17 protein-coding genes are annotated in these 25,777 nt (G+C 26.2%); 3 read left to right on the top strand and 14 right to left on the bottom strand.

From position 1 onward, the window contains the following. Nucleotides 1-276 precede the first annotated feature (276 nt). The 4 genes from J7M87_RS11030 to J7M87_RS11015 form a co-directional block, all read right to left on the bottom strand. Nucleotides 277-819, bottom strand: a complete 543-nt coding sequence (locus J7M87_RS11030; protein ID WP_291651105.1) for a DUF4342 domain-containing protein — start codon at nt 817-819, stop codon at nt 277-279. Nucleotides 820-1,091: 272 nt separating this feature from the next. Then, the gene (locus J7M87_RS11025; protein WP_291651104.1) at nt 1,092-1,634 is read right to left on the bottom strand and encodes a hypothetical protein; all 543 of its coding nucleotides are present in this window, start codon (nt 1,632-1,634) and stop codon (nt 1,092-1,094) included. Nucleotides 1,635-1,870: 236 nt separating this feature from the next. After that, nucleotides 1,871-5,278, bottom strand: a complete 3,408-nt coding sequence (locus J7M87_RS11020) for an FtsX-like permease family protein (RefSeq protein ID WP_291651103.1) — start codon at nt 5,276-5,278, stop codon at nt 1,871-1,873. Nucleotides 5,279-5,288: 10 nt separating this feature from the next. Beyond that, nucleotides 5,289-5,990, bottom strand: coding sequence for an ABC transporter ATP-binding protein (locus J7M87_RS11015; RefSeq protein WP_291651102.1), 702 nt, complete (start codon nt 5,988-5,990; stop codon nt 5,289-5,291). A 214-nt stretch (nt 5,991-6,204) separates the two neighbouring features. Here J7M87_RS11015 and J7M87_RS11010 point away from each other — a divergent pair, with 214 nt between their 5' ends. Further along, nucleotides 6,205-6,756, top strand: a complete 552-nt coding sequence (locus tag J7M87_RS11010; protein WP_291651101.1) for a TetR/AcrR family transcriptional regulator — start codon at nt 6,205-6,207, stop codon at nt 6,754-6,756. Nucleotides 6,757-6,976: 220 nt separating this feature from the next. On the opposite strand, the gene J7M87_RS11005 is transcribed toward J7M87_RS11010, so the two are convergent. From J7M87_RS11005 to J7M87_RS10990, 4 genes are all read right to left on the bottom strand, one after another. Next, nucleotides 6,977-10,228, bottom strand: a complete 3,252-nt coding sequence (locus J7M87_RS11005) for a sensor histidine kinase (protein WP_291651100.1) — start codon at nt 10,226-10,228, stop codon at nt 6,977-6,979. A 245-nt stretch (nt 10,229-10,473) separates the two neighbouring features. Next, a complete protein-coding gene (locus J7M87_RS11000) occupies nt 10,474-11,268 on the bottom strand; it encodes a MurR/RpiR family transcriptional regulator (RefSeq protein WP_291651099.1) in 795 nt (264 codons plus the stop codon). Nucleotides 11,269-11,327: 59 nt separating this feature from the next. Next, nucleotides 11,328-13,949 (bottom strand): glycoside hydrolase family 38 C-terminal domain-containing protein, encoded by a 2,622-nt coding sequence (locus tag J7M87_RS10995; protein ID WP_291651098.1) that lies wholly within the window; start codon nt 13,947-13,949, stop codon nt 11,328-11,330. 87 nt (nt 13,950-14,036) lie between these two features. Then, entirely contained in the window at nt 14,037-16,025 is a 1,989-nt protein-coding gene (locus J7M87_RS10990) for a fructose-specific PTS transporter subunit EIIC (RefSeq protein WP_291651097.1), read from the bottom strand. Between the two features lie 590 nt (nt 16,026-16,615). On the opposite strand from J7M87_RS10990, the gene J7M87_RS10985 reads away from it, so the two are divergent. Both J7M87_RS10985 and J7M87_RS10980 read left to right on the top strand, forming a co-directional pair. Continuing rightward, a complete protein-coding gene (locus J7M87_RS10985) occupies nt 16,616-16,891 on the top strand; it encodes a CD3324 family protein (RefSeq protein ID WP_291651096.1) in 276 nt (91 codons plus the stop codon). 96 nt (nt 16,892-16,987) lie between these two features. Next, on the top strand, nt 16,988-17,641 hold the full coding sequence (locus tag J7M87_RS10980) for a FusB/FusC family EF-G-binding protein (RefSeq protein WP_291651095.1): 654 nt from the start codon (nt 16,988-16,990) through the stop codon (nt 17,639-17,641). 99 nt (nt 17,642-17,740) lie between these two features. Here J7M87_RS10980 and J7M87_RS10975 read toward each other — a convergent pair whose 3' ends face one another. From J7M87_RS10975 to J7M87_RS10950, 6 genes are all read right to left on the bottom strand, one after another. Then, on the bottom strand, nt 17,741-18,487 hold the full coding sequence (locus tag J7M87_RS10975; protein WP_291651094.1) for an ABC transporter permease: 747 nt from the start codon (nt 18,485-18,487) through the stop codon (nt 17,741-17,743). Then, on the bottom strand, nt 18,474-19,202 hold the full coding sequence (locus J7M87_RS10970) for an ABC transporter ATP-binding protein (protein ID WP_291651093.1): 729 nt from the start codon (nt 19,200-19,202) through the stop codon (nt 18,474-18,476). The genes J7M87_RS10975 and J7M87_RS10970 overlap by 14 nt, the downstream gene beginning before the upstream one ends. Next, the gene (locus J7M87_RS10965) at nt 19,202-20,122 is read right to left on the bottom strand and encodes an ABC transporter substrate-binding protein (RefSeq protein ID WP_291651092.1); all 921 of its coding nucleotides are present in this window, start codon (nt 20,120-20,122) and stop codon (nt 19,202-19,204) included. The genes J7M87_RS10970 and J7M87_RS10965 overlap by 1 nt, the downstream gene beginning before the upstream one ends. A gap of 12 nt (nt 20,123-20,134) precedes the next feature. Then, on the bottom strand, nt 20,135-21,622 hold the full coding sequence (locus J7M87_RS10960; RefSeq protein ID WP_291651091.1) for an aryl-sulfate sulfotransferase: 1,488 nt from the start codon (nt 21,620-21,622) through the stop codon (nt 20,135-20,137). Between the two features lie 265 nt (nt 21,623-21,887). Beyond that, entirely contained in the window at nt 21,888-25,124 is a 3,237-nt protein-coding gene (locus J7M87_RS10955) for a sensor histidine kinase (protein WP_291651090.1), read from the bottom strand. A gap of 314 nt (nt 25,125-25,438) precedes the next feature. Further along, nucleotides 25,439-25,594, bottom strand: a complete 156-nt coding sequence (locus tag J7M87_RS10950; protein ID WP_291651089.1) for a hypothetical protein — start codon at nt 25,592-25,594, stop codon at nt 25,439-25,441. Nucleotides 25,595-25,777 lie beyond the last annotated feature (183 nt).

The following is a 25,777-nucleotide window of genomic DNA, read 5'->3' as shown; positions in this document are numbered from 1 at the left end:
AAGTAGAAACACTGGGCTAAGAAAGAACTACTAGGCCTAAGTATCGCCTAATTGTTTGAACACAGCGAGTTAACCAAAACCCTTGGCATAGTAGTGATTCTTTCTCCATCTTATATTTTCAATTTAGATTATTAAATTAGAATTGTATTCGATATTATATAAAAATCAGAAAATTAAGGATTTTTGAATAAAAATGTGCTTTACACTAATTTAATCTTAGTTTTGCAAAGCAAAACATGCTTAACCTTTTCATTCTTTCGCTCTTTGATTTTTCCATTATTTTTCATATCCTTCTTTAAAGTCCTTTTTAATAGTATCTGCTGATTCTGATACTTTTTCAAAAACATTATTTACTCCATAATAATTGATGTTCGAACCAACTAATGAATATTTATATCCACAGAATAATCCAATTACTAATAATACCAGAGTTGGTACAGATAAAAATACTAATAAAAGTATTGATATTGTTAATGGTATTCTTATTGGCTTTTCATTTTCTTTTTTAATCTCAAAATAATTCTCATTTCCCTTTTTTATAACTTTACCTACAAACTTAAATATTCTACCTATTATTTCACCAATTCCACCATATCTTTCTTCATGCTTTTTACTCTTTTCCTTTTTTTCTTGCTTTTGATCTTCTTCTTTAACCTCAATTATTGTAGTAGTTTCATTATTTTCTATTTTTCCATTTCTCTCTAAATATATAATAGAATCTACAACATCCCAGTTGCACTTTTCTAATACTTCTATTGCCTCTTCACGAGTTACATTAGCCTTTGCAATTATAATTTCAATCATTTCATTTCTTTCCATTTGATTTACCTCCATGTATTTGTTAATCATTCATCATGGTTATATAATACTGTCTGAAGATTAATCTAAAATATAAGAAAGATTAAAATTAGATTAAAAAATTAAAACTTAAAATTTAAAATTTTAAATTTAATAACAAAGGCTATCACAGACAGCCGTTTAATGTAAAACTTAAAATGAAATTAGTGTTTCATAATGAAAAACTTAAATTCATTATACATTCTACATTTTTAACTGTGTGACAGCCCAATTATTTTTAATTAACTTTTTTCTTAATTGCTTAAATATCTAAATTCTATACTTGTTAAAAGTAATGCACCAGCATAGTCATTATTGGATGCAATACGTGCAACACTTAAAAGAGCAAAATCTTCTGTCCTAATAACATTATTTAATTCAAACTCTAATACATAATGATTATATTGAAAATTTCCTGGTGAATTTTGTATTGGAATATTAACTCTGTCAATAGTCCTTAAATCTGCTATATTTACTACCCCATTAGCCCTAGTAAATAATGATGAAAGTCTGATTGCAAACCTATTTCCAGTTGGGGTATTGGAGTTGTCAGTTAATAAATGAACAAATACTTTAGCCCTTCTAGCCCTTCTAGCATCCCTTGGAACACTAAAAGTTAGTGAATACTCATCTGTATCCCCTTGAGGAAGAAGCCATCCTAGTATCCTAATACTTGAATTAGCACTTCCAAGAGGTACAGTATCAGGTGAAGTTTCTTCGGCATCATTCATTGTTCCAGCATTAAATATTAATGATTTAAATTCTAATTCATTATTAAAACAATAATCATTTAACATCTTGAATCACCTCAAAATTATTAAAAACCTTATGTTATATTATATTACACAGTTATAATTATGTTACTAACCATTAATTAATATATATTTAATCCTAGCTTTTTATTTTCTTATAAAAATATCATAAGTAATCTACTCTAAATAATAAAAAAACTTACTCATAATCTGGCTATAAGTAAATTAAAATATTAATAGCTAAAGGGAATCGCGAAACGCGACCCCCTTTAGTATGACTTTTATTCTATAGATTTCAATGCATCTACCATATTTACTTTTTTTAGTTTTAAATGCATCATTATCATAACTAATATGGCAAAAAACATTGTAATTAACCCAGAAATTATATAACCAATAATGTCTACAGTTGGTATCATCATCATATTATCCATTTCTGCTGTACTTACTAAAAATACATATAATATTTTCCCAAGGAATGAACCTGCAAGTATTCCTAGTATCGTTAGTATTATATTTTCTCTAAATATATACATTGCTACCTCACTATCATAAAAGCCTAATACCTTTATTGTGGATATTTCTCTTATACGTTCAGATACATTTATATTAATTAGGTTATATAATACAACAAAAGCTAAACTTCCTGAAGCAACTATTATTACTATCATAACTAATCCTAAATCAGCAGATTCACTTAAACTTCTCATCTTTGAAGCAAGTGTAACATTTATTACTTTATCATTATCCATAAGAGTAGTAGATAATTTACTATCATCTTCTCTATCTGAATTTAATTTTAGTAACTGTGCATTATATATTGGATCATTATTAAATATTTCTTTATAATATGCTGGTGATAAATATATATAATGTCCAGCATAATTTTCTATTATATTATCTACTTTAACTTCATGATCATTATTATCCGAATCTGTTACAATTATATTATCACCCACAGATGCATTTAAAATTTTTGCAAGTTTTTCATTTATAATTACACCATTATTTGATAGTTTGTACTGTGTACCACTTTCTCTATCATTTAATAATATATAATCATTTAAGTCATCTGTATTTTCAGGTACATACATAGTGGCAGTTTGCTTACTTATACCTTCTTTAGTAAATGTAACTGAATCTTGGTAAATATTTAAGCTACTTTCATATCCTTTCAAGTTCTTTAAAGATTCACTGTATTCTTCAGTTTCTTTTTCAATATTCTTATCATTAAATACAACCATAGCATCATATTTTATTAATTTATCAAATTGAATATCCATAACTGAAGAATTAGATTTTTCAAGAGCTAACCCTGCTACAAGCATAGCCATACATCCTGATATACCAAGTATTGTCATTAACATTCTTTGCTTATATCTAAAAAGATTTCTAAAAGTAACTTTTTGATTAAAGTTTAATCTTTCCCATAATGGTGTAATTCTTTCTAACAATATCTTCTTCCCAAGCTTTGGAGCCTTTGTTCTCATTAAATTAGAAGGATTTTCTAGCAATTCTCCTTTTAATACAATTAAAGCTGCTCCTACTGTACAAACTATTGATGCCACTAAAGATTGAATTATATATGATAGATAAAAGTTTATTTTTATATCTGGTAAAGTAAATGCAGATGAATATGCTTGTTTTATTATATAAGGAAGCATAGTACTTCCAACTAATATTCCAATTATACTTCCTGCAACACTTGCTAATGCTGCATAAACTATAAATTTTCTAGCTATTTCTAAATCTCTATATCCTAAAGCCTTTAGTGTTCCTATTTCCACTCTATTTTCTTCTACCATTCTAGTCATTGTAGTTAAGCATATAAGTGCTGCAACTAAAAAGAAAAATACAGGAAATACTGAGGCTATTTTATCTAAACTGTCAATTGAACCTTTATAAGTTAAATAACCAGGATTATCCTCTCTGTCAAAGAAATAATATTTACTATCGTCTAAATCATTTAACTTCTCTTTTTCTTCATCTATTTCTTTGCGTCCATCTATTAATTTTTCTCTATTTTCTTTGATCTCCTTTTCTCCGTCAAGAAGTTTTTGTTCTGAATCTTCAAGTTCTTTTTCAGCCTTATCAAGTTCTACCTGCCCTTGTTTTTTACCTTCTTCAAGATCTGCTTTTCCTTTTATAATTTCTTCTTGAGCCTTATCTAATTGCTTTTCGGCCTCTTCAAGTTGTACTTTTCCATCATTAAAGATACGAGCTTGCTCTTCATAAGCAGTTACTCCTTGCTGATACTTAATTATTCCAGATACTAAAACTTCTAATTTATATTTATTTTCACTTAAAGTTTTACTAGCACCTTCTATACTACTTGAAATATTAAGTGCTAAAGAAATATTTGCTGGATTTTGTTCTAAAGCATTTACTAATTCATTTAGACCATTTAGCCCTAAACTAGGGTTAGATATAACAATTTTCCAATATTGAATTTTCTCATTTGAAATTTTGTCACCTTCTTTAAGATTACTTGCTGTTTCTTTTATATCCTTAGAAAGTGCATCATATGTTCTAATCAAAGTATTTAATCCTTCTATTTGATTTTCATACTCTTTTGTACTTTGAGTTGGATCAATTCCTTGATTTAAAAATTCTTGTTTCGCTTTATCAAGTTCAACTTTAGCTGATTGAAGCTTTATTTCACCATTTAAAAATTGTTCTTTTTGCTTATCTAGTTCATTTTGCCCATCAACTAATTGCTTTTCACCTTCAATTAGTTTCAATTCACCATTTTTAATTTCTTGATTGTACTTTTCTACAGCTTCTTCATATTGATTTTTACCGTCACTAAGTTGAATCTTACCATCATCTATTTCTTTTTGTGCATCTTCAAGCTTTTTTTCACCATCTTCTATTTCTTTATAAGCTTTATCAAGTTCTTTTTGTGCTTCTAATTTTATTTCTTCAATTCTTTCTATAACTCTATTTGAGTATAAATTTTCAAGATATTTATTATTTTCTTCCATCTTTTCTTTATACTCATCACTATATGATCCGATATCTTCTACATTTTTAAATCTTACATATATCTCAGTGTATACATCCATAGATATATCACTGCTATTTAAAATTGCAAAATAATCTATACTTCCTTTTCCAACAGTAGTTGTCCCTCTAGATATATTTTCTATATACATAGGACTTTGTACAAATCCAACAACCTTAAAAGTTTTCTTATTAAAGTATTCATCTAAATCTACATCAGATTCTATTATATAATCATCGCCTATTTTTAGATTTTTATTTTCCTTTAAAGCATTTTCATCTAAAGCTATTTCTCCACTATTTTCAGGTAATCTACCTTCTGTAACCATAAGATTATTCATATTGGTAGAATCATTTGAACTATATTCCATAAATCTAACAACATTATTTGTATTAGTTAAATTCACATCTACACTATGTGTTGCATAGTAATCTAGAATTTTATCGTTATTTTCAAGTAACTTTAAATCATTATCATTAAGCCCTATACTAGATACTATCTTGCTATCCATTAAATTTTGTTCGCTAAAAAATTCATTTATAGACTCTTTTAAGTCTGGTCCAGTGGATTTTATTCCAGCATAAAAGGCTACCCCTAAAAATATTATAGCTAATATAGAAATGAATCTTGCTTTTGAAGATAATATTTCCCTTGTTATTGATTTTTTATATGCTGTATTTTTCATTTTTTATCCTCTACCACTCTATAGAATCAACTGAAACAGGATTTTCATTTACTTCAATACTTTGAACCTTTGCATCCTTAATTCTTATAACTCTATCTGCAATTGGTGCAAGTGCTGAATTATGTGTTATAACAATTACCGTTGTTCCTGTATTTTTACATGTATCTTGCAAAGTCTTTAAAATCTGCTTACCTGTTTTATAGTCAAGGGCACCAGTTGGCTCATCACACAAAAGTAATTTAGGATTTTTTGCTATTGCTCTAGCTATTGCTACTCTTTGCTGTTCTCCTCCTGATAACTGAGATGGAAAATTACCTTTTCTATGACCAAGTCCAACTAACTCAAGAGTTCTATCAACATCTAAAGCATTTTTTGTAATTTGCGTAGCAAGTTCCACATTTTCTTTTGCAGTTAAATTTTGTACTAAATTATAAAATTGAAATACAAATCCCACATCATATCTTCTATAATTTGTAAGCTGTTTATTGTTAAACTTTGATATATCAACATCATCAATAATTACCTTACCTTCATCACAAGTATCCATTCCTCCAAGTATATTTAGTACAGTTGTTTTTCCAGCTCCACTGGGTCCTAAAATAATAACAAATTCTCCTTTTTCTATTGAAAAATCAATACCGTTATTTGCTATTATAGTGTTTTCTCCAACTTTGTATCTTTTATATTCATCTCTTATTTCTATATATGACATTTTTCTCTCCCTTATCCTTATCTATTCAAAATACTAAATGTTATTAAATAGACATCTTGTTTGCTTAATACTACAATACTTAGTATAATTAAAATATAATGTAGTTACAATAATCATATATTTTCGTAATGTTATTAAATATACACTTTTGTTATTTTTGTTTATTTATTAACATATATTTAATTTTTAATAAATACTTAAAAGGATGATTTAAATGGCAGGAATTAAAGGAAATAGAAGAACTTTATATACTAAAAAAATAATTAAAGAAAGTTTAATTGATTTGCTTCAACATAGAAAAATTCATGAAATTACTGTTACTGATATATGTAAAAAATCAGATATTAATAGAGGCACTTTTTATGCTCATTATAAGGATGCTTATGACCTACTTAAATCAATAGAAGATGAATTATTTTATCAGATTTCCGAATATATTGAAGAAACTCCTGTTGAAGATTATAATAATGTTTTATTACTTAAAGCTCTTGAATTAATCAAAGAAAATAAAGAGTTGTGTAAGATATTATTTAGTAAACATATGGAAAATAATATTATGGATCGTATTATCTATGTAGCAAATAAGGCTCAAATTGATAAGCTTGTTAACAATTCTCAAGTTAATGAAGTATTTTTAGATTATTTTATAAAATACGCTATAGGTGGAGTTGTTTCAGTTATTCAAACATGGCTAGAAAAAGATTTAAAGGAATCACCTAAAGAAATAGCTAAAATTATAAATGATATTATTTCTTTTCATCCTTAATATTTTTACATTAAGAATAAAATCTACCTTTTGATATTTAATTGAAATAATTCATCTATACAATTCATATTTTTGTGCGCAATATATTAACTAAAAATTTAAAATTATAAAAAATAAAATAAGCTAGATGAAGTATTAATTACATAATCTAGCTTGTCTCTTATATACTTTATTTAAATCTTAACCAATTATAGTATTAGCTATTACAAATAGTAATTTCTTATATAGCGGGAATTACTAAAGTAAATTTACTACCTTTATTAAGTTCACTTTCAAGTTTAACATATCCATCATGAAGCTCGACTATATACTTAACAAGAGTAAGTCCAATTCCGCTACTACTTACTTTTGTAACACCTGTTCCTTCAACTTGCGAAAACCTTTTAAATATAAATCCTTGATCTTCTTTGGATATTCCTATCCCTGTATCTTCAACGGAAATTTCAATATTATTTTCAATTTCTTTAATATATACTCTAATTTCTCCACCTTCTGGAGTGAATTTAACTGCATTTGCTAATAAATTAATTACGCATCTTTCTATTTCATTACCATCGCAAGAAATAATTTTTTCTTCCATATCAGGATCAACTGTAAGAGTTAGACCCTTTTCTTCTATAAATTCACTCATATTAAGAGCCGCTTCTTCCACTATATATACTATATCATTATTTTTTTTATTAATTTTATACTGACCTGTCTCTATTTTAGAACTATCTATAATATCATTTATTATTTTTAACAGATTGCCACAGTTTTTACTTATAATATTCATATATTTATTAGATTGTTCCTCTGTTATACATTTATCTTTACTAAGTGTATTTATTAACTGCACTGTTGAGGATATAACATTTATTGGAGTTCTAAGTTCATGAGATAAATTCACAAAGTAATTATTTTTAAGCTTTTCTTTATTTATTATTTCTTCGCTTAACTTTTTATTTTCTTCTAGTTGCTTATTTAATTTTATCGTCTTTTTTTCTACTAATCTTTGTAATATTTTAACATAATAAATTATACAAGCACTAACTATTATTATTATAAATATATATACTAAATATGCAAAAGGCGTTTTCCAAATTGGATTTTTAACTCTTATATTAATACTTGTCTCTTTAGTTAATTCACCGTGACCATTTCTAGCCCTTATTTTTAAAATATAATTACCCGGTTCTAATAATTTAAAATCTAAATTACTTTTAGAATCTATATATATCCAGTCTGAATCAATTCCTTCAATCATATATTCATAAGTTATGTTATTTAAATTTTCGTAATTAGGTACGAAATAATCAATTGACAAATTTTTATCTTTATAATTCAAAACTAAATTATTACCATCATAAACAACTTTATCTTTTCCAATGTAAATATCACCAATTACAACTTCATTGTTATTTGACTTAGGAGTAACTATATCATCTGGATAAAAATATGAAAAACCATTTGTACTTCCAAATATCATCATACCATCATTAAGCTTAATGCTTGAATTTAAATTAAATTGATATCCGTATAAACCATCCATTCTTGTAAAGTTTATTAATTCTTCTTTTTTTATATCAAATTTATTTAACCCTTTATTTGTGCTTATCCAAAGATTATCATTATTATCTATTAAAATTGAATTTATAAAGTTATTTGTTAATCCATCAGCAGTAGTATACGAAGTAAATTTATTTGTTTTTATATCAAGTTTACTAAGCCCTATATTGGTTCCTATCCATAGATTTCCTGAATTATCAAACGTCATACAATTTATATAATTACTAATTAAGGAGTTTTTATCTAGAGATTTATTGGTATATTGTTCTATAACCCCCTTTTCTTTGTGGTATTTAACTACTCCTATGTCAATTCCACCCAGCCAAAGAATGTCTTTGTCTTTATAATCTGGCAATATATATTTTATATGCCCAGGGTTTATATCAAACTCCATTAACTCTTTACTATAATACAATTTTTCTCTAGTAATAATATTATAACTATAAAAATCTGCTGTAGATGCCAGCCAAATAATCTCTCCATCACTATATACATAATTTATTTCTGTGTAATAACTATCTTCAATTAGTTGATAAGCATACAATGATTCTTTGGTGTTAACTAATACAGCTCTCTTATCAGTTATAATAAGAATATTCTCATCATTTATTTTAAATAAACTCTTTATATATTGATTACTTAAATCTATTCTACTATCATCTTTATATATTTGATCCACTAAATTTCCCATTGTTTTATCAAATATATATATTCCGTTATACTTAGTAGCTAACCATATATATTGATTATCTTGCAATATAGAAACTATATTTTTATCACTTAAATATATTTCCTGGGGCAAGAAATCAAATTGATTATTATTATTTAATATATTTACGCCTTTATCTGTTCCAATCCATATTGTCCCATTAAAATCCTCATAAAAATATGTTATAACATTACTATTAAGGGAATTAACGCCATTACTATCTTTCTTTAATATATCAAACTCTTGTCTGTCATTTGAATATCTTAATACGCCCTCACTACTAGCTATCCATATATTATTTTTACTATCGCTTAGAATATAATTATTATTATAAATTTCTCTTTCTTTATTTTTATTAGTATAAACATCATAATTTTTTTTTTCTTTTAAATCATATTGTTTGATTCCACTATCATTAAATATCCATGCAACATCTCTTTCTTCTTCACCTATGTTATAATTAAGAATGCCATAGTTTGTAGAAATCCATACGTTACCTAAATTATCAATTTCTATATGACAGATAAATAAATTATCTGCATACATTTTAGAACCACTATAGACTATTTTTGAATTTTTATCTATAATATTTATTCCATCTTTTGTTCCTACCCATATTGTGTTATCTTTACCTTCTTCTAAGCAAGTTATATATGAATTAGTTAATGAATTTTGATCATCTTTATCATTATAAAAAGCCTCAACCTTTTCATTTTCAATATCTATTTTCATTAATCCATTTTCAGTGCCAACCCACATAATATTTTCATCATAACTACTCTTTAATAAAGAAGTTATTTTTAACTCCCCTAAATTATATTTATCTATAGAAAGGTCTTTCATTCTCACAATATTATCTTTATCTCTAACTAAAAAATCTAAACCCCGATCAGTTCCTATCCATAGATTCCCCTTCAAATCTTCCTCGATCTCAGTTATATATGTTGAACTCAAAGAATTTTTATCTTCGTAACTAGAATTATATATTTTTATCCGTTCACCATCATACCTATTAAGCCCATCTACTGTGCCTATCCACATATACCCTTTACTATCTTGAAATATTTTGGTTACATACTCATTTGAAAGTCCATCGTCAATAGATAGCTTCTCAAACTGCTCTTTTCTAAATGTTTCTGCTGACACCTTGATAGGAATTAAATTGTATATTATTACACTTATTAATAATATCCATATTAGTAATTTTGACTTCATATATTTACTCCTTCACACTCCTAAATCTCATGTATCTTTAGTAAGACCGTTTCTATATTTATGTAATTAACACTTCCCTTAAATCATACCATTATCATTATATTAATTCACCTTAATTTGCACAAAATATATTTTAATATATACCGCACTATACCTTATATCATAGTAGATATTATTAATTCTAATAAAAAAGGTCTGCTAGCCAATTATTTTTAAATCATTTGCTAGACAGACCTTTAACTATATTATTTATTAAATACTTTCTCTGTTGAAACCCACTCATCAAGAACTTCACTATACTTCCTAACATAATAATAATGAATAAGATCTATTTGAATTAATATAGGTATTTGTGCAGATATCATTCCTGTTGATTCTTCTCCAGAAAGATTATCTGTTATTATACTAATATCTGCGTATTCAACTATCTTACTATTTCGATTCCCAGTAATAAGAATAATATTTGCGCCTTTTTCTCTTAAAAGTTTAGCACACTTTTGAAGATGCTTATTTCCTCTTAATGTAAAGATAAATACAAGATCATTTTCTTTTATTAAAGTTGATGCCATTTCTATTGCATCTTTATCATATATTACTTCTACAAGCTTACCCATTCTTGAGAATCTAAACTTAAAATCTTGAGCTGCAGTAGCACTAAGACCTAATGCAAATATATGCATAAACCTATTATTATGTATAGCTTCACAAATTTTCTCTACTTTATCTCTATCAAAATTTGTATCAATATTATTGAAAATTTTAAAATAGGAATTTTGTAAATCTGAAGATATTTTATTCGACTTTATACCATTATTTTCTTTTAAGTGTTCACTATATAAATATACAAGTTCTTTATAATTATTTAATCCTATCTTTTTACAAAACCTAGTTATAGAAGCAGGAGAGACACATAACAATTTAGATAATTCATTTATCGATTTTGGTTCTCTATTATTCAAAAAATACTCTGCTATTTGCTCCTCTACATAAGTGAAATTTACCTTTGCGTGAGTTATTCTAAGTATAATTTCTTTTTCCATAGTATCCTCCAAAACAATTATTATACCTTAATGTTATATGTCTCTTATTAATTAATCAACTAAATATTTATTTTTAAAGTTTTAATTTCTCCACTTTTAAATTTACCAATATTGATAAATCCATCTATATCTTCTTTATTAGATATATTCTTATTGTTCATATTTACCCATTCATAGCTTTTGCCCTTTAAGGCTTTAATATTTCCGCCATCTATAAATTTATCTGTGTAATTCACAAATCTTATAGTAAATGAATTCTTATCTACTGGTATTATTGAAGTTACTACAATATCTTTCAAGTCGTTACAATCTATAATACCTTTTACTTCTTCTAGCTTATTTTTTAATGGATGCATAACGAAGTATTTCAATGTATTAGTAAACCTATTTATTTCTTGAATTTGATAATTTGGAATAGTAATGCTGTAGTTTTTCCAAATCTTATTTATCTTTGTTATATTAACTTCATTATTTATAGCAATAGCAAATTTAAATTTAAGTTTTTGTTTTAATTGACTATCTGGTGTTTCTATATATCTAAATTCATTTCCTGAAGCAATACCAGGTCTTCTAATTAAATCAGGTTTACCAAGGAATCCAACACCTCTAAATAATGTTAATGCAATATTTGAATTTTCTAATATCTCATATTCTTTTATTCCTTTTGCTAACATAAATACAGATTTATTTTCTTCTTCAATACCAACGAAATGTAACATTGGATATATTGGTGATGGCTCTTCTTTCCAACCAAGCTCTCTCCAATCATTTATATGAGCTGGAACATTATCTCTTCTAATTGTACCAAATGAAGTATCACTTATACTTTCTTTAGAAGTAATATCTGTTCTAAATACAGCTCTCATTCTGTGATCACAAGCTTTATTATCTATTTCTAAATAACATTCTATTATCTCTTTATTAGATAAAGTTAATATAAGTTCATATGGTATTTCTGTATTTCTTATATTTTTCTCTCTATCTTTAAGATTCATAGGAACTTTAAATTCTCCTGAAATTTTTATTTCCTTATAAAGTTCTCCATTATTAATATCTACTTTTGCATTTTCGAAATTTAAGTTATATCTAAAATCGTATTTCTCTTCTGGTGGTGAATAATCATAAGTATCACCATCATCACCTGATTCTTCAATATATAAGCAATCTTTTAGTTCTCTATTATTTATTTTATCTATGATATTAACTCTACCATCTACAACTTCAACTTTATAGAAACTATCTTCTATAAAATTATTAGAAGTTTTTTCTTTTATATTTATTTCTTCTTCTAATTGAATTACTTTCAATACTTCTATACTTAATGGCTCTAAAGAACATTTTATAGCAATTTTAGATACATAATAATATAAGCTCTCATCATATTGAGATTCATCCTTTTTAAGGCTTCCTGCATATTCTCTCTTTATGTCAAGTAGTTGATGTTCAATAATATTTCCATTTTTATCTTTAATTATAAAGTTTTTAGTCTTTGTAGTTACTATAATCTTGCTTACTTCTTCTCTATTGTGTGGTAATGTATTAAATAAAATTATATTATCCTCTTCAATGCCATTAATGGATTCACTTATCTTTCTTATAATATAGTCACAAGCTGAATATGATAGTTGATCCGCCTCTATAAGTCTTGCTAAAATACTTCTATTAGTTTTATCACTATTACATCCACATGCACTATCATGAGCATGATTCATTAATAATTTTTTCCAAATCTCTTCAATCATTTCTATCTTTGGATCAATACCTAAGTTTTGAGCAATAACCATAAGGGGCTCTAAATGATAAATTAACTTTCGTTCTACCTTATCATTTAAATATTTATGATCATATCTTGATGAATAAATTGATCTATGGATTTTAGAATTAGATGGATTGACAAATTCACCTTTTACTTCTATTAAGTCATCCGCTTTCTCTAGTTCATCAAAGAATTTATTACAATCACTTTCTATATACTCAAAATTATTTTTACTTCTTTCATTATAGTAAGCAATTCTTTCTTTTAAGTTAAAATCAACATACCTTTGGTCTCCCCCAACAGGTAATAGAATATTTTCAGTTTGAGATCCATCTAAAATAGTTTTCTCAAGCTTTTCTACATCATCACTATAAATTAAATTTCCACCATAAAAATATCCATTCTTTATGTTGTAAACTAGAAGTGAACTATCATCTTCACCTTTCCATATAAATTCTCTACTCGGGCAAACATCATTTGCTACCCCTCTCCAGAAAATGCTTCTATTAATATCAAATCCATTTAAAATCTTTGGTAAATCTTTAGTTTGACCAAATGAATCTGGTAAATATCCTATTTTTAAATAATCACCATACTTTGATGCACTCTTAATTCCATAGAATAAATTTCTTACTATTGATTCTCCATCTATAATTAATTCATCTGTTTGTGTATACCACGGTCCTATTAATAACTTTCCAGATTCAACAAGCTTTTTTACTCTTTCAAAATTACTTGGTATAAACTTTATATATTCCTCTAATATACTTAACTGCCCATCAAGAAGATAAGTTTCTAAATCACCATTTTCTAATGCTTCCATTACTTCATCCATATGATAAATTAATTGTATAATTGATTCATTTGAAGTAAAGTACCATTCATAATCCCAATGGGTATGTGGATAAACGTGTATTTTTTTCATTATCGGTCTCCTTTATTTAATATGCTCCTATATTAAATATCCACTAGAGCTTATTAATAATCTCCAGTGGATTTATTTATTTATTTATTAAAATTTTATTTCTTTTACTAAGTCATATAAACGCTTAGTATCAGTTTCAGTAGTAATATTATTTCTAAAATCATCATTTAATAATTCTTTAGCAATAGTACTTAATACCTTAAGGTGATTTTCTGCTCCATCCTCTGGAATTGTTAGAGCAAAAGCTGTTGTTATTCCTTGCCCATCTAAAGAATCCCATTCTATTTTATTTTTGAATTTTATTAAAAATACTCCTGGTGCAATAACTGTTTTATTTTTACTATGAGGTATAGCTATACCATCATTAAACCCTGTTGTTGCTTCTTTTTCTCTTTCATGCAATCCATTATAAAAAGCTTCTTCATCTTTTACATATCCATGCTTTTTAGCTATTGAAGCAATAAATCTAAATGCTTCATCTTGTGTAGTTGAATTTTCATCAACATATATGTGATTTTGCTCAAATAACTCTTTGTCTGAATTTATATTTCTTTCAATGATTTCTTTTGTATCAACTTCTATTTCTTTTAATTCTTCTATCTCTTCTATGTCTTCCTCTTCTACTGGTTTTCTCCAGAAACCAATTATTAATGCTGTTACTAAAATACCTGCTGATATACTTAAAATCCAAGTTATAAATGGAATTGGTTGTTCTATATACCCAATTATTGCTCCTAAAGGTGATCCAATTCCTCCATAGAATTTAACTCCGAATATTGAAACAAGTCCACCAGCTAATGCTGATCCTGCAACTGATGCAGTAATCATTTGAACTGGATTAGAAGCTGCAAATGGAATAGCTCCTTCCGTAACACCAACCATTCCCATACCAAAGGCTGAACTTGCTGATATCCTTTCATCCTTAGTAAATTTATTCTTAAATAATACTGATGCTAACCAAATTCCTAATGGTGCAACTGAAATTGCTGCTTGTGATGCTGTTTGTGGAACAAAATTTGCATTTGCTATACCAAACTTAGCAACTGTATCTGTATAAACTGCTGTACCAAATATAAGTGCTGTTTTATTTACAGGACCACCAAAGTCAAATCCAATCATTGCTCCGATTATTGCCCCTATTATAAATGGAGCCCCTGCAAATGTTTCATTTAATGTAGTTAATCCACTATATAATCCATCCATTAAATTGGCTATTGGAGTTCCAATTAAATAAGTTACTATAATCATTATTATCAATGTAGCTATTAATGGAATTATCATTATTGCTAATAATGGTTGTAGTACCTTAGGCCATTTAATTTTCTTTAAGCCTTTTACTAAATAACCAACAATAAATGCAACTAAAATTGCTCCTAAGAAACCTCCACCTGTTTGAGTTCCTAAATATGTTGCATCATTAACTAAATATGCTCCAATCATTGCTGGTGCAATTGCAGGTTTGTCTGCTATAGAGTTAGCAACAAATGCTGCAAATAATGGTATCATTAATTTAAATCCAATTTGTCCAACTTCGAAAAGCTTAGACATGAAGAACCCAATTTGAGTTGATTTATCAAATCCCCAATTTACTATTTGACCAAGTTCATTTTCTTGGAATGCAAATATATTTGCAATTGCAAGTAATATACCTGATGCAATAACCATAGGTGTCATATATGATATACCACTCATTATATGCTTAACAAAACTACTTTCTGTTTTTCCTAATGTAACTTTACCTACTTTAGTTCCCTTTGCACCAAAAACTGTTGCTTCCTTGTATGCTCTATCTATTAAACCTTCTGGATTCTTAATTGCATCTATTGACTTTACTGATAAAATTCTTTTTCCTGAGAATCTCATTAAATCAATATTTATATCTGCTGCTATGATTACTAAATCTGCGTCTTCTATATCTTTTTCAGTTAATACATTCTCTGCTCCAATTGATCCTTGAGTTTCGACTTTTAAATTATACCCCTTTTTCTTTCCAGCTTTAATTAAGCTTTCTGCTGCCATATATGTATGTGCAATACCTGCTGCACATGCTGTAACTGCTATAATCTTTCTATTCATAAATCATTACCTCCTCATCACAGTTCCAATTATGCCATCACTAACTCTCTATGTAAACCTTTTGAATCCCTTTAGTATAAGTTTTCTTTTTTTCTTTTTTTATTGAAAATATTTTCACATTTTTATTATTTTTTATTATCTTTTAATTAAAACATAATAATATTTTCATTCATAAATTACTTCTATAATTTTTTCAAAATAGATAAGGCTCTATTATATTATAATTTAAATTGATTAACTTCTTAATCACCGTAATTTTATAATTAACTTTTTTATCTGTTCTTTCAAAATATATTCTAGTTTTATATTCTAACTAATAAAAAGCTTTTATTATTATTTGTTAACTATGCTATAATATTTTTAAGTTTTTCATATTAGGGGGTGTTTTTTAATGAAGGGTTATAATACGTTCAGCCTTAAATCAGTTTGCTCTTTGCAAAGACTACAAAAGTCAGCTATGCTTTGTTTAGAGCTTAAACTGTTTAATTAGCTGAAAGCTTTATACTTTTTAAGTTCTGTAACACATAGTTTATTGTATTCTTTGCCTTAATTCTTTATAAAAAAATTAAGGAGATTAAGGAGTAAGAAAAATGAAATATGCAAAAGCAAATGATGTGTTACCAGATGAAATAATTGAATTAATACAAAAATATGTAGATGGAAAATATCTTTATATTCCTAAAAAGAGTGCTACGCATAAATCTTGGGGCGAAGAAAGTGGCATAAAAGCCTCATTAAAAATTAGGAATAATGAAATTTATGAAAAGTATCTTAAAGGTTATAGTATTCATGAATTATGTGAAGAATACTTTTTATCTGAAAAAAGTATAAGAAGAATAATTTATCTGCAAAAAAATTGCTCATAATTATTTCAGAATCATTTAATAGCTTGAATATATCTTATAACCACTATATTCTTATCTTGTAAAACATAAAATAAGTTTAATAAGTGAGGAAAAATAATGGAACCTTTTATTAAAAATCATGAATTTAACTATATAAAAAGGTGTATGAAGGATTTAAATAATTCTTTGGTATTATGCGTAGATAAAGATATTATTCAAGCTAATAAATTATATATAAATCAAAAAATATTAGATAAACTTTCAAATTTATCTAAGGAGCAAAAATATCTACTTGATATTACAAATATAAAAGAACAATATCAAATTGATTTTTATTTAGAAAAATTACTAAATTACGTATATGAATCACCTAGTATAACAAATGCACAAATCAATAGATTATTTAAAAAAGAGAAAAAATTTAAATTACCTAGTGAAGATATTCTTAATTCAAAAAATACTTACTTAGGATGGATCGATAATCAAATAAGAAAGTTATTTATTGTTTATAATTTAGATGGAAATCTTGTTGGTATGGCTTGTAGAATATCTAATCCAGAAGCTAAAAGCTCTCATAGATGTGTACTTTGTAATCATATTGGCAAAGAAAATGAAGTAGCATTTGTTTCACCTATATGTAAACAGTCATCTAAAGATGCTTATAAATCTATAGGATTTGATATCTGTTTAAATAGTAAAGATTGTAACGAAAGAATAGTTTCCACTGATAAAATTGAAGAGCTTTTAAAAACTGTTAATAATATAAAATAAATGGACATCTCAAAATGATTTTAAAGTAATTTTCAAATTATTTTGAGACATCCTATTCTATATTTTTATTGGAAACATAAAAATTTAGAAGTAACGTTTTTATTTTGATTCCCATTTACAAATTCTATTTTGTAAAATATCAATTATCTTAAACATAGTTATTCCTAGAAGGCTTATTAGAATTATTCCAGCATACATTCCTTCATAATCTACCTTAATCCAAGAGTTCATAATATAATATCCAATTCCATACTTAGTAGCATAATTTTCAGCCAAAAATAACGCTGCTATACTCGAACCCAATGCTATTCTAAGAGATGTAAATAATCTTGGTAAAGTTGCTGGAATATATATATGCTTTAGCATTTGAGCTTTTGATAATTTTAAAGACTTTGCTGATAATATTAATTCTTTTGGAATTTCTTTAGCACCATCTCTAACTGATATTATTATTTGAAAAATAGCAATAGCTATTATAAGTACTATTTTTGAAGTATTACCAAGCCCAAAAAGAATCATAAACACTGGTAAAAATGCTATTCTAGGCACTGGAAAAAATAAATATACTATTGGACTAATTAAATTGTCTATTTTATTATTTATTCCAATTAATAATCCTATTAAATATCCTAAAGTTATAGTTATTATCAAAGCTATAAGTAATCTAAATAAGCTTGTTACAAGATGGGTAGACATAACTTTAAATCCTACTTGATATAACTTTTTTAATACATCAATTGGATTAGGAACAACAAATGAATTTAATATTATATGAAGTAAATACCAAAATACTAATACTACTGATATAGAATAAATATATTTATATACTTTTTTAAACCTTGTCATAAGTCCCATCCTCAAGCCTTTCTAAAATAGTTCTTATTTCATTGCACTTATCAAAGAAATTATAACTTTTCCTTGCTTCTCCTTGCCCGTAGTATGGATTGTGAATAATTTCTTTTATTTCTCCATCTATCATAATAGCTATCTTTTTACCTAGGATTACAGCTTCTTCAATATTATGGGTAACTATAATATATGACATATTATATTCCTTTTGTATTTTACATAATAAATTTTGAAAGTTTTCTTTATTAATTGAATCTAGCGCTGATGAAGGTTCATCCATTAATAATAATTCTGAATTTAAAACTAATGCTCTTGCAACTGCTGCTCTTTGTTTTTCTCCACCACTAACTTCAGAAGGATATTTCTCTAAAATATGTTCAATATTTAATTCTTTAACTATCTTTTTTGTATATTTTTCTATATCTTCTTTAGATGAATTTCTTATTAAAAGACCTAATTGTATGTTTTCTTTAATTGTCTTCCAAGGAAAAAGACCATTACTTTGTAATATGAGACTAGTATCATTAAATTTATTCGAAATATTTCCAGATTTATTTTCTTTTAAATCTGCAATAGATAATAAAAGTGTACTTTTCCCACATCCTGATGGACCTATTATTGAAAGTGTTTCACCTTTAGCTAAAGAAAAAGAGATGTTTTTTAAAATATCTCTTTTCTCATAACTAACATATAAATTATTTATTTCTAACATTACTTAGCTACATAATCCTTTGTTACTATATCTTTGTAATCTAAGTTTAATTCATTTCCTTGTAATTTTTCAGTCCACTCTTCAATTTCTTCTATGTAATCTTCATCTGGTACTCTTGTTTTATGATATGTTGGTAATACAATTAAATCTTTTATTTGTGGGTTTAACTCTAACTTTGAAATTAAAATATCCTTTGCTTCCTCCGGATTATTTACTATATCTTCAATAGCTTTGTTATAAGCATTATGGAATCCCTTAACAACATTAGGATTATTATTTATAAATTCATCTGTAAATATAATTGCATTTGGAGTGTAGTCATCTGGATCTCCATATACTCTCTTTTCTAAGCCCTTAAGCTCTGCGTTTGAAGCTAAAGGTTCTGGTAAAACTGCCATATCTATCTTATTTTCCATTAAGGCTTGCATTCTTAAAGGCATTTCATTAATGAATACTTTTTCTACATTGTAATCAGTTAAATATTTATCTGCTAAAAAGTTTATTACACTAACTTCCATTAATCCAACTTTAACATCTTTTTTTTCTTCAAAATCCTTTGATAATACAATTGGGAACATTCCATCAGTAGTTGTAGTTATCTTAGCTTGTAATCCACCATTAACATTATTTAAGAATTGAATCATACTAAGCATTGCAGCATCAAGTTCACCTGCTTGAATTGAACTTTGCTTTGTAGCTCCATTTGTGAATATTTCTAATTCTAGATTTACACCTTCTGCTTCAAAGTATCCCTTTTCTTGTGCTAATAAAATTGGTGCTGAATCTGCAGCTGACATTACACCCAATCTAATTGTATTATTCTCTTCTACTTTTACATTATTAGAAGTACATCCTATTATTGAAATTGTCACAACTAGTGATATAGCTACTAATAATAAATTTTTCCTAATATTCTTCATAATGTTTCTCCTTTAGTATAAATTCATTTTTTCTGCTCTATAACATTTATAGCCTATTGCCTTAGTTATATCTGTGTCTTTAATTTTCATTTCAAAAACTACTTTATCATTTGCTATTTCTATTATAGTAATTTGATTTTTCATTCTATTACTTTTCATATCATCAATTGGATTACCAAATATATCTTTAGTTATACCACCAAAGCATATTAATCTATTATTATTTTCAAGAACTCTAACTGCCCCTAAATATGAACAATACAGTTCGTTACCTCTTTCTTTACCATACTGCCATACTTGCTTAACCGTCATATTTTCTTCATCTATTTCATATTCAACTGCACGACTATAGTTATTATGTGCTAAAACAGCATCTTCTAATTTATAGCTTCTAAAGTTACCATTATCAAATATAACAAGATTTCTATCATAAGTTAATGAAGGAGTATGTTGAGCATAACTAAACTCAAAATTATCACCTATTGGATTAAGTAAATACTTTTTAAGTTCATCATTCCATCCATAATGAGGCGCTAATATCCACTTTATTTCAGATGTATCCTTGTTAAACTTAACTACAGTACTTTGATTTCTAGATGATGCAATTATACAATTACTTTCTTCATCATATACTAGTGAGTTTAAATGTAACCAATCTAATGGATGGTTTACAGATATTTTATCAATAACAGTTTCTCTATTGAAATCTAGTATTTTTCTAAAATCCCATTCATTAATTACTTCTTTAGTTTTTCTATCTATCTCTACTAATAAATCCTGTTTAGTATTTTCTCTTTGAGTAATCGCTAAAAAGTTTCCATTTGTTAATTCTATAACATCATGATGTAAACCAAACCTTATAGGAAAGAAATTTTTTATTCTTCCAAGCATATCAATTTCTATAAACCCAGATGCAGTATAAGCTCCACAAATACCACTTGATATTGGCGCATCTACTATTAAATTTCCATTTTCAAGTCTCATAAACACGTGGCAGGATACCCCTGTGTATAACCATCTTAATCTTGCTTTATTATCTATGATAGAATATAAATGCTCTATAGTTTTTACAGCTTCTGATCTTCCTAAAGACATTGCTATCATTCCATCATACATATCACTTTCATCACATTTAATTAAATCTATACTAGGATATTCTATAGATAATTTTGAGGTTTTTATATAATGAATAAATTCCTTTTTATTATTATCTTTATAATTACATATAACTCTTATACAATTTTTCTTATCTTCCATTAAACCTAATATAGGTATTTCATGATCCTTCTTAAATTCCTTAAATTCCTTTTCAATATCATCTTCAATAAACACAGTTACTGAACACTCTTCTTCAGTTTTAAATTTCATTAAAGCTGATAATGGACAAGTTTCAAATGGATTCAATATTATAAAAGGATTTTCTTCTGTATAGTTACCTTCTAAATACTTACTCTCTATATTTTCCTCTATATCCTTTTGTTTTTTTAATAACTCTTCCATATGTTCACCTACTATAATCTAATTATTAGCGCCTAATATTATAACATGATTATATTTTCTAAAAAACAGATAAATATTATACACTTTTACTGTAATTACTTTTCCATATATATTAATTTATCACTCTTAATTTCTCTTCAAATATGTTTTATAGACAGTCCTCAAAGTTTTAGATAAAATCTACATAAAGGGCTAAGAGCAAATTTGTCTTAAGCCCTTAAAAATTATCTATTTAATAATTAAATTTTACTTTAAATAATATTCTCTAACTTATTGGTAATATTATTGTAAAAGTGCTTCCTTTATTTATTTCACTTTCTAAAGTGACCTGTCCACCATGCAATTCCACAATATATTTAACTAAAGTTAATCCTATTCCACTGCTACTTACCTGAGTAGAATTAGAACTCTTTCCTTGTTCAAATCTCTTAAATATGAACTCTTGGTCATCATTTGATATTCCAAGTCCAGTATCTGCTATGGAAATACTTACATTATTCTCATATTCTTTAATTAAAACCTTAATTTCTCCTCCACTTTCTGTAAATTTAACTGCGTTTCCAATAAGATTAATAACACATCTTTCTATTTCTTTAGGATCACAACATATTGGCATTTCTTCAATTTCAGGATCAATAATTAAATCAATTCCTTTATTATTAATATAATTACTCATATTTAATGCAGTTTCTTCAACTAAATATACTATATCAATATTTTCTTGCTTATTTATCTTATAAGTACCTGATTCTATTTTTGAACTATCTATAATATCATTTATTATATTTAATAAGTTATTAGAATTTTTCATTATTACATTCATATAATATAATACCTTTTCTTTAGTTACGCTACCGCTTTCATCTAAAGAATTAAATAGCTGAACTACTGATAAAATTACATTTATAGGTGTCCTTAACTCATGGGATAAATTAACAAAGTAATCATTTTTAAATTTTTCATTTCTAATATTTCTCTCATAAAGCTTTTTATTTTCCTCCATTTGAGAATTTATTTCTTTTGTTTGTTTATCTACTAAAGATTTTAGAATTCTTACATGATAAATAAAAAATAGAATTAGTATTGAAATAAGGGATATATAAATACAATATGCTATATTGGATTGCCAAAATGGTTTTTTTATAACAAAGTTTATAGAAGATGCTTCCGTTAAACTTCCATCACTATTAGATGCTTTAACCCTAAATGTATAGTTGCCTGGTTTTAACATTGTATAATGTGCATAACCATCACTATTACCACTAATCCATTCATCATTTACCCCATCCATTTTATAAAAATAAGTTATTCCTCCTATTCTTGTATAATCTGGAATGAAGTACTGAATAGTTATATTATTTTCATTATACTTAAGCTCTACATTCTTTTCTTTTATTGTGTACAAATCATTATTTACCAGTACTTTATCTAAAATTATTTTATCCTCTTTAGAAATTACCTTTTCTATATCATCTGGATTAAATGAAACTACGCCTTTAGTTGTTCCAAATAATAAATATCCTTCTTTTGTCTTATATGCAGCTCTTTTATTAAATTGGTTCCCATATATTCCATCTACTTCTGTGAAATTTATAAATCTATTTTCACTTAGAATAAACTTACTTAATCCATTGCTTGTCCCTAACCATATATCTTCATTATTATCTACTATTATACTATTTATATAATTGCTTCCTAATCCATGTTTCTCACTATATTTAGTGAAAGTTTCTTCTTTAATATTAAACTTATTTAACCCAGAATCGGTTCCTATCCAAAGGTTTCCTTTTTCATCACCTTGAATACAATTTATAGATTCATAACTTAATGAATTATTTTCTGATGATGATAAATAATTCTTAATAATACCTTTAGTTTTATGGAATTTTATTAAACCTCCACCACGTCCTCCAGCTAACCAAAGAATATTTTCATCGTTATCATCTTGATAAATATCAAAAACTTTATAATTTTCGATTCCACTTTCAATAAAATGCTCTTTATAATTCTCAGATTCATTAATATTGTTTGCACTTCTATAGAGCCCATCATGAGTTGCAACCCATAAATCCTTACCATCATTTATCATTTTCAAATCTTGATTAAAAGGAATAATTGTTGCATCTTCTACATCCTGTTTAATTACATCCCCTGTTTCTTTATCAATTGTATTTATTCCATTGTCTGTAGTTACTATTACTACTCCTGGTTTTCCTTGAGCAATATATTTTATTGAATTACTACTTAATGAATTTTTATCATTTTCATTATAGCTAAATCTTATCATCTTATTTTCATCTACATCAAAATAAATTACCCCATTTTGTTCTGTACCTATCCATAAATCACTTTCACTATCTTCTAAAAATGATGTTATACTACTTACATATATTTCATTTTTTTTTAATATATTATTTATTTTATTGCTAAATCGTTGTTTAACATTTAATATACTAATTCCATTATTTGTTCCAATCCATAGAACTCCATTTCTATCTTCATATAAGCATCTAATTGAATTACTTAATAAATAATTAGATTGACTAGGTCCTGACTGATATATTTTAGTTATGTTGGTACTTGGTATATATCTTATTAAACCACTTGAACTAGAAAACCATACGTCTCCTTTACTGTCGCATAATACTTTAGTTACATCTTTACTTAAATTATCTCCAATATCAATTTTATAGTTACCTAATTCATATTTTCCAGCTGTCACCTGAAATATATCATTTTTAGTAACAACCCACATATTACCTTCACTATCTCTATCTACTTGATATATGAATTCAGTATTATCAGTTCCATTTCTCCAATTATGTATATCATAGGTATTTAAATCAATAGCAGATATTCCATCTATAGTAGATATCCATAAGTATCCATTATTATCCTCATCTATATCTGTTATATGATTATTATTTATACTTTTATCAGTTCCATCCGTATAATACTTTATAAATTTATTATTTTTCTCATCATATCTATTAAGTCCATTTGCTGTTCCTACCCACATAGTATCATTACTATCCCTATATATTGAAGTTATTACATAATCAGATAATATATTATCAGACCCTTCGTTTTCTTCTATCATTGTAACCTTATAGTCAGTCCTATTTATAATATTTAGGCCTGCATCAGTTCCCACCCATATATTACCATGATCATCTTCATTTATACTAGTAATACAAGTTGAAGTAAGACTACTTTCATTATTAGTTTCATAGTTATATTCTATTACTATATTGCCATTATATTGATTTAATCCATCCTCAGTTCCAATCCAAATATAACCCAATGAATCTTGATAAATATCAGTTATGATATTATTCGATAATCCATCCTTAGTAGTTAAATTATAAAAATTCACTTTATCTACTTCAGCAATTGAACTTTTGTAAAATTCTATTTTACTAGCATAAGCTATATTTACATTACTACATAAAAACATTAATCCTATTATAAGTAAGACGATATTTCTTTTAAAAGTATCCATTTCTTCTCCAAATCTAATAAAATTTTGTTATTATCTCTACATACTTTTAACATTTTTTACCTTGATAGTCAATTCTATTAACATAAAATTCATATGAATATTGGCTTTATATAAACAATTTAATGAATTTTTAACATTTTTGTGAACAATTGATATTTTATAAAATTTATATAACTTAGTTTTTCAGTAGCCTATAAAAAATTAAATAACTTATTTAAATGAAAAAGAGCCTTTTGGCTCTTTTCTTATATAAACTCTCTAATTGATATGAATAGTTTTTATTTACTTTATAATAGGAATATTATTTTTATTTATTAACTTTCTTTGTTACTTTTCTTATTTATATTTCTTACTGGTACAAATTCTGATGTAGTGTCATTTGGATCAATATAAACATAGTCTCCATTATTATCTTTTTTAAGTCCTAAAGATGCCATCTTTTTCTTACTATTTCTATACTTTGTACTCATTGCCTTCACCTCTTAAATATTATTTTGATCTCTTATTTATTATTTTTAACCGTATAATAACATAGTATGTATGCATAATTACTCCTTTAATTAATATATCTTCCTTAAATACTACCTTTTCATTATGAATTTATTATCCATATAAAGTAGATAGTTGTGAATATTCTTCTTCAAAGGATTCTT

This window comes from Clostridium sp. (genome assembly GCF_017888565.1).
GTDB lineage: Bacteria > Bacillota > Clostridia > Clostridiales > Clostridiaceae > Clostridium.
The sequence above is the reverse complement of the archived record's forward strand: the minus strand, read 5'-3'. Positions and strand labels throughout refer to the sequence as shown.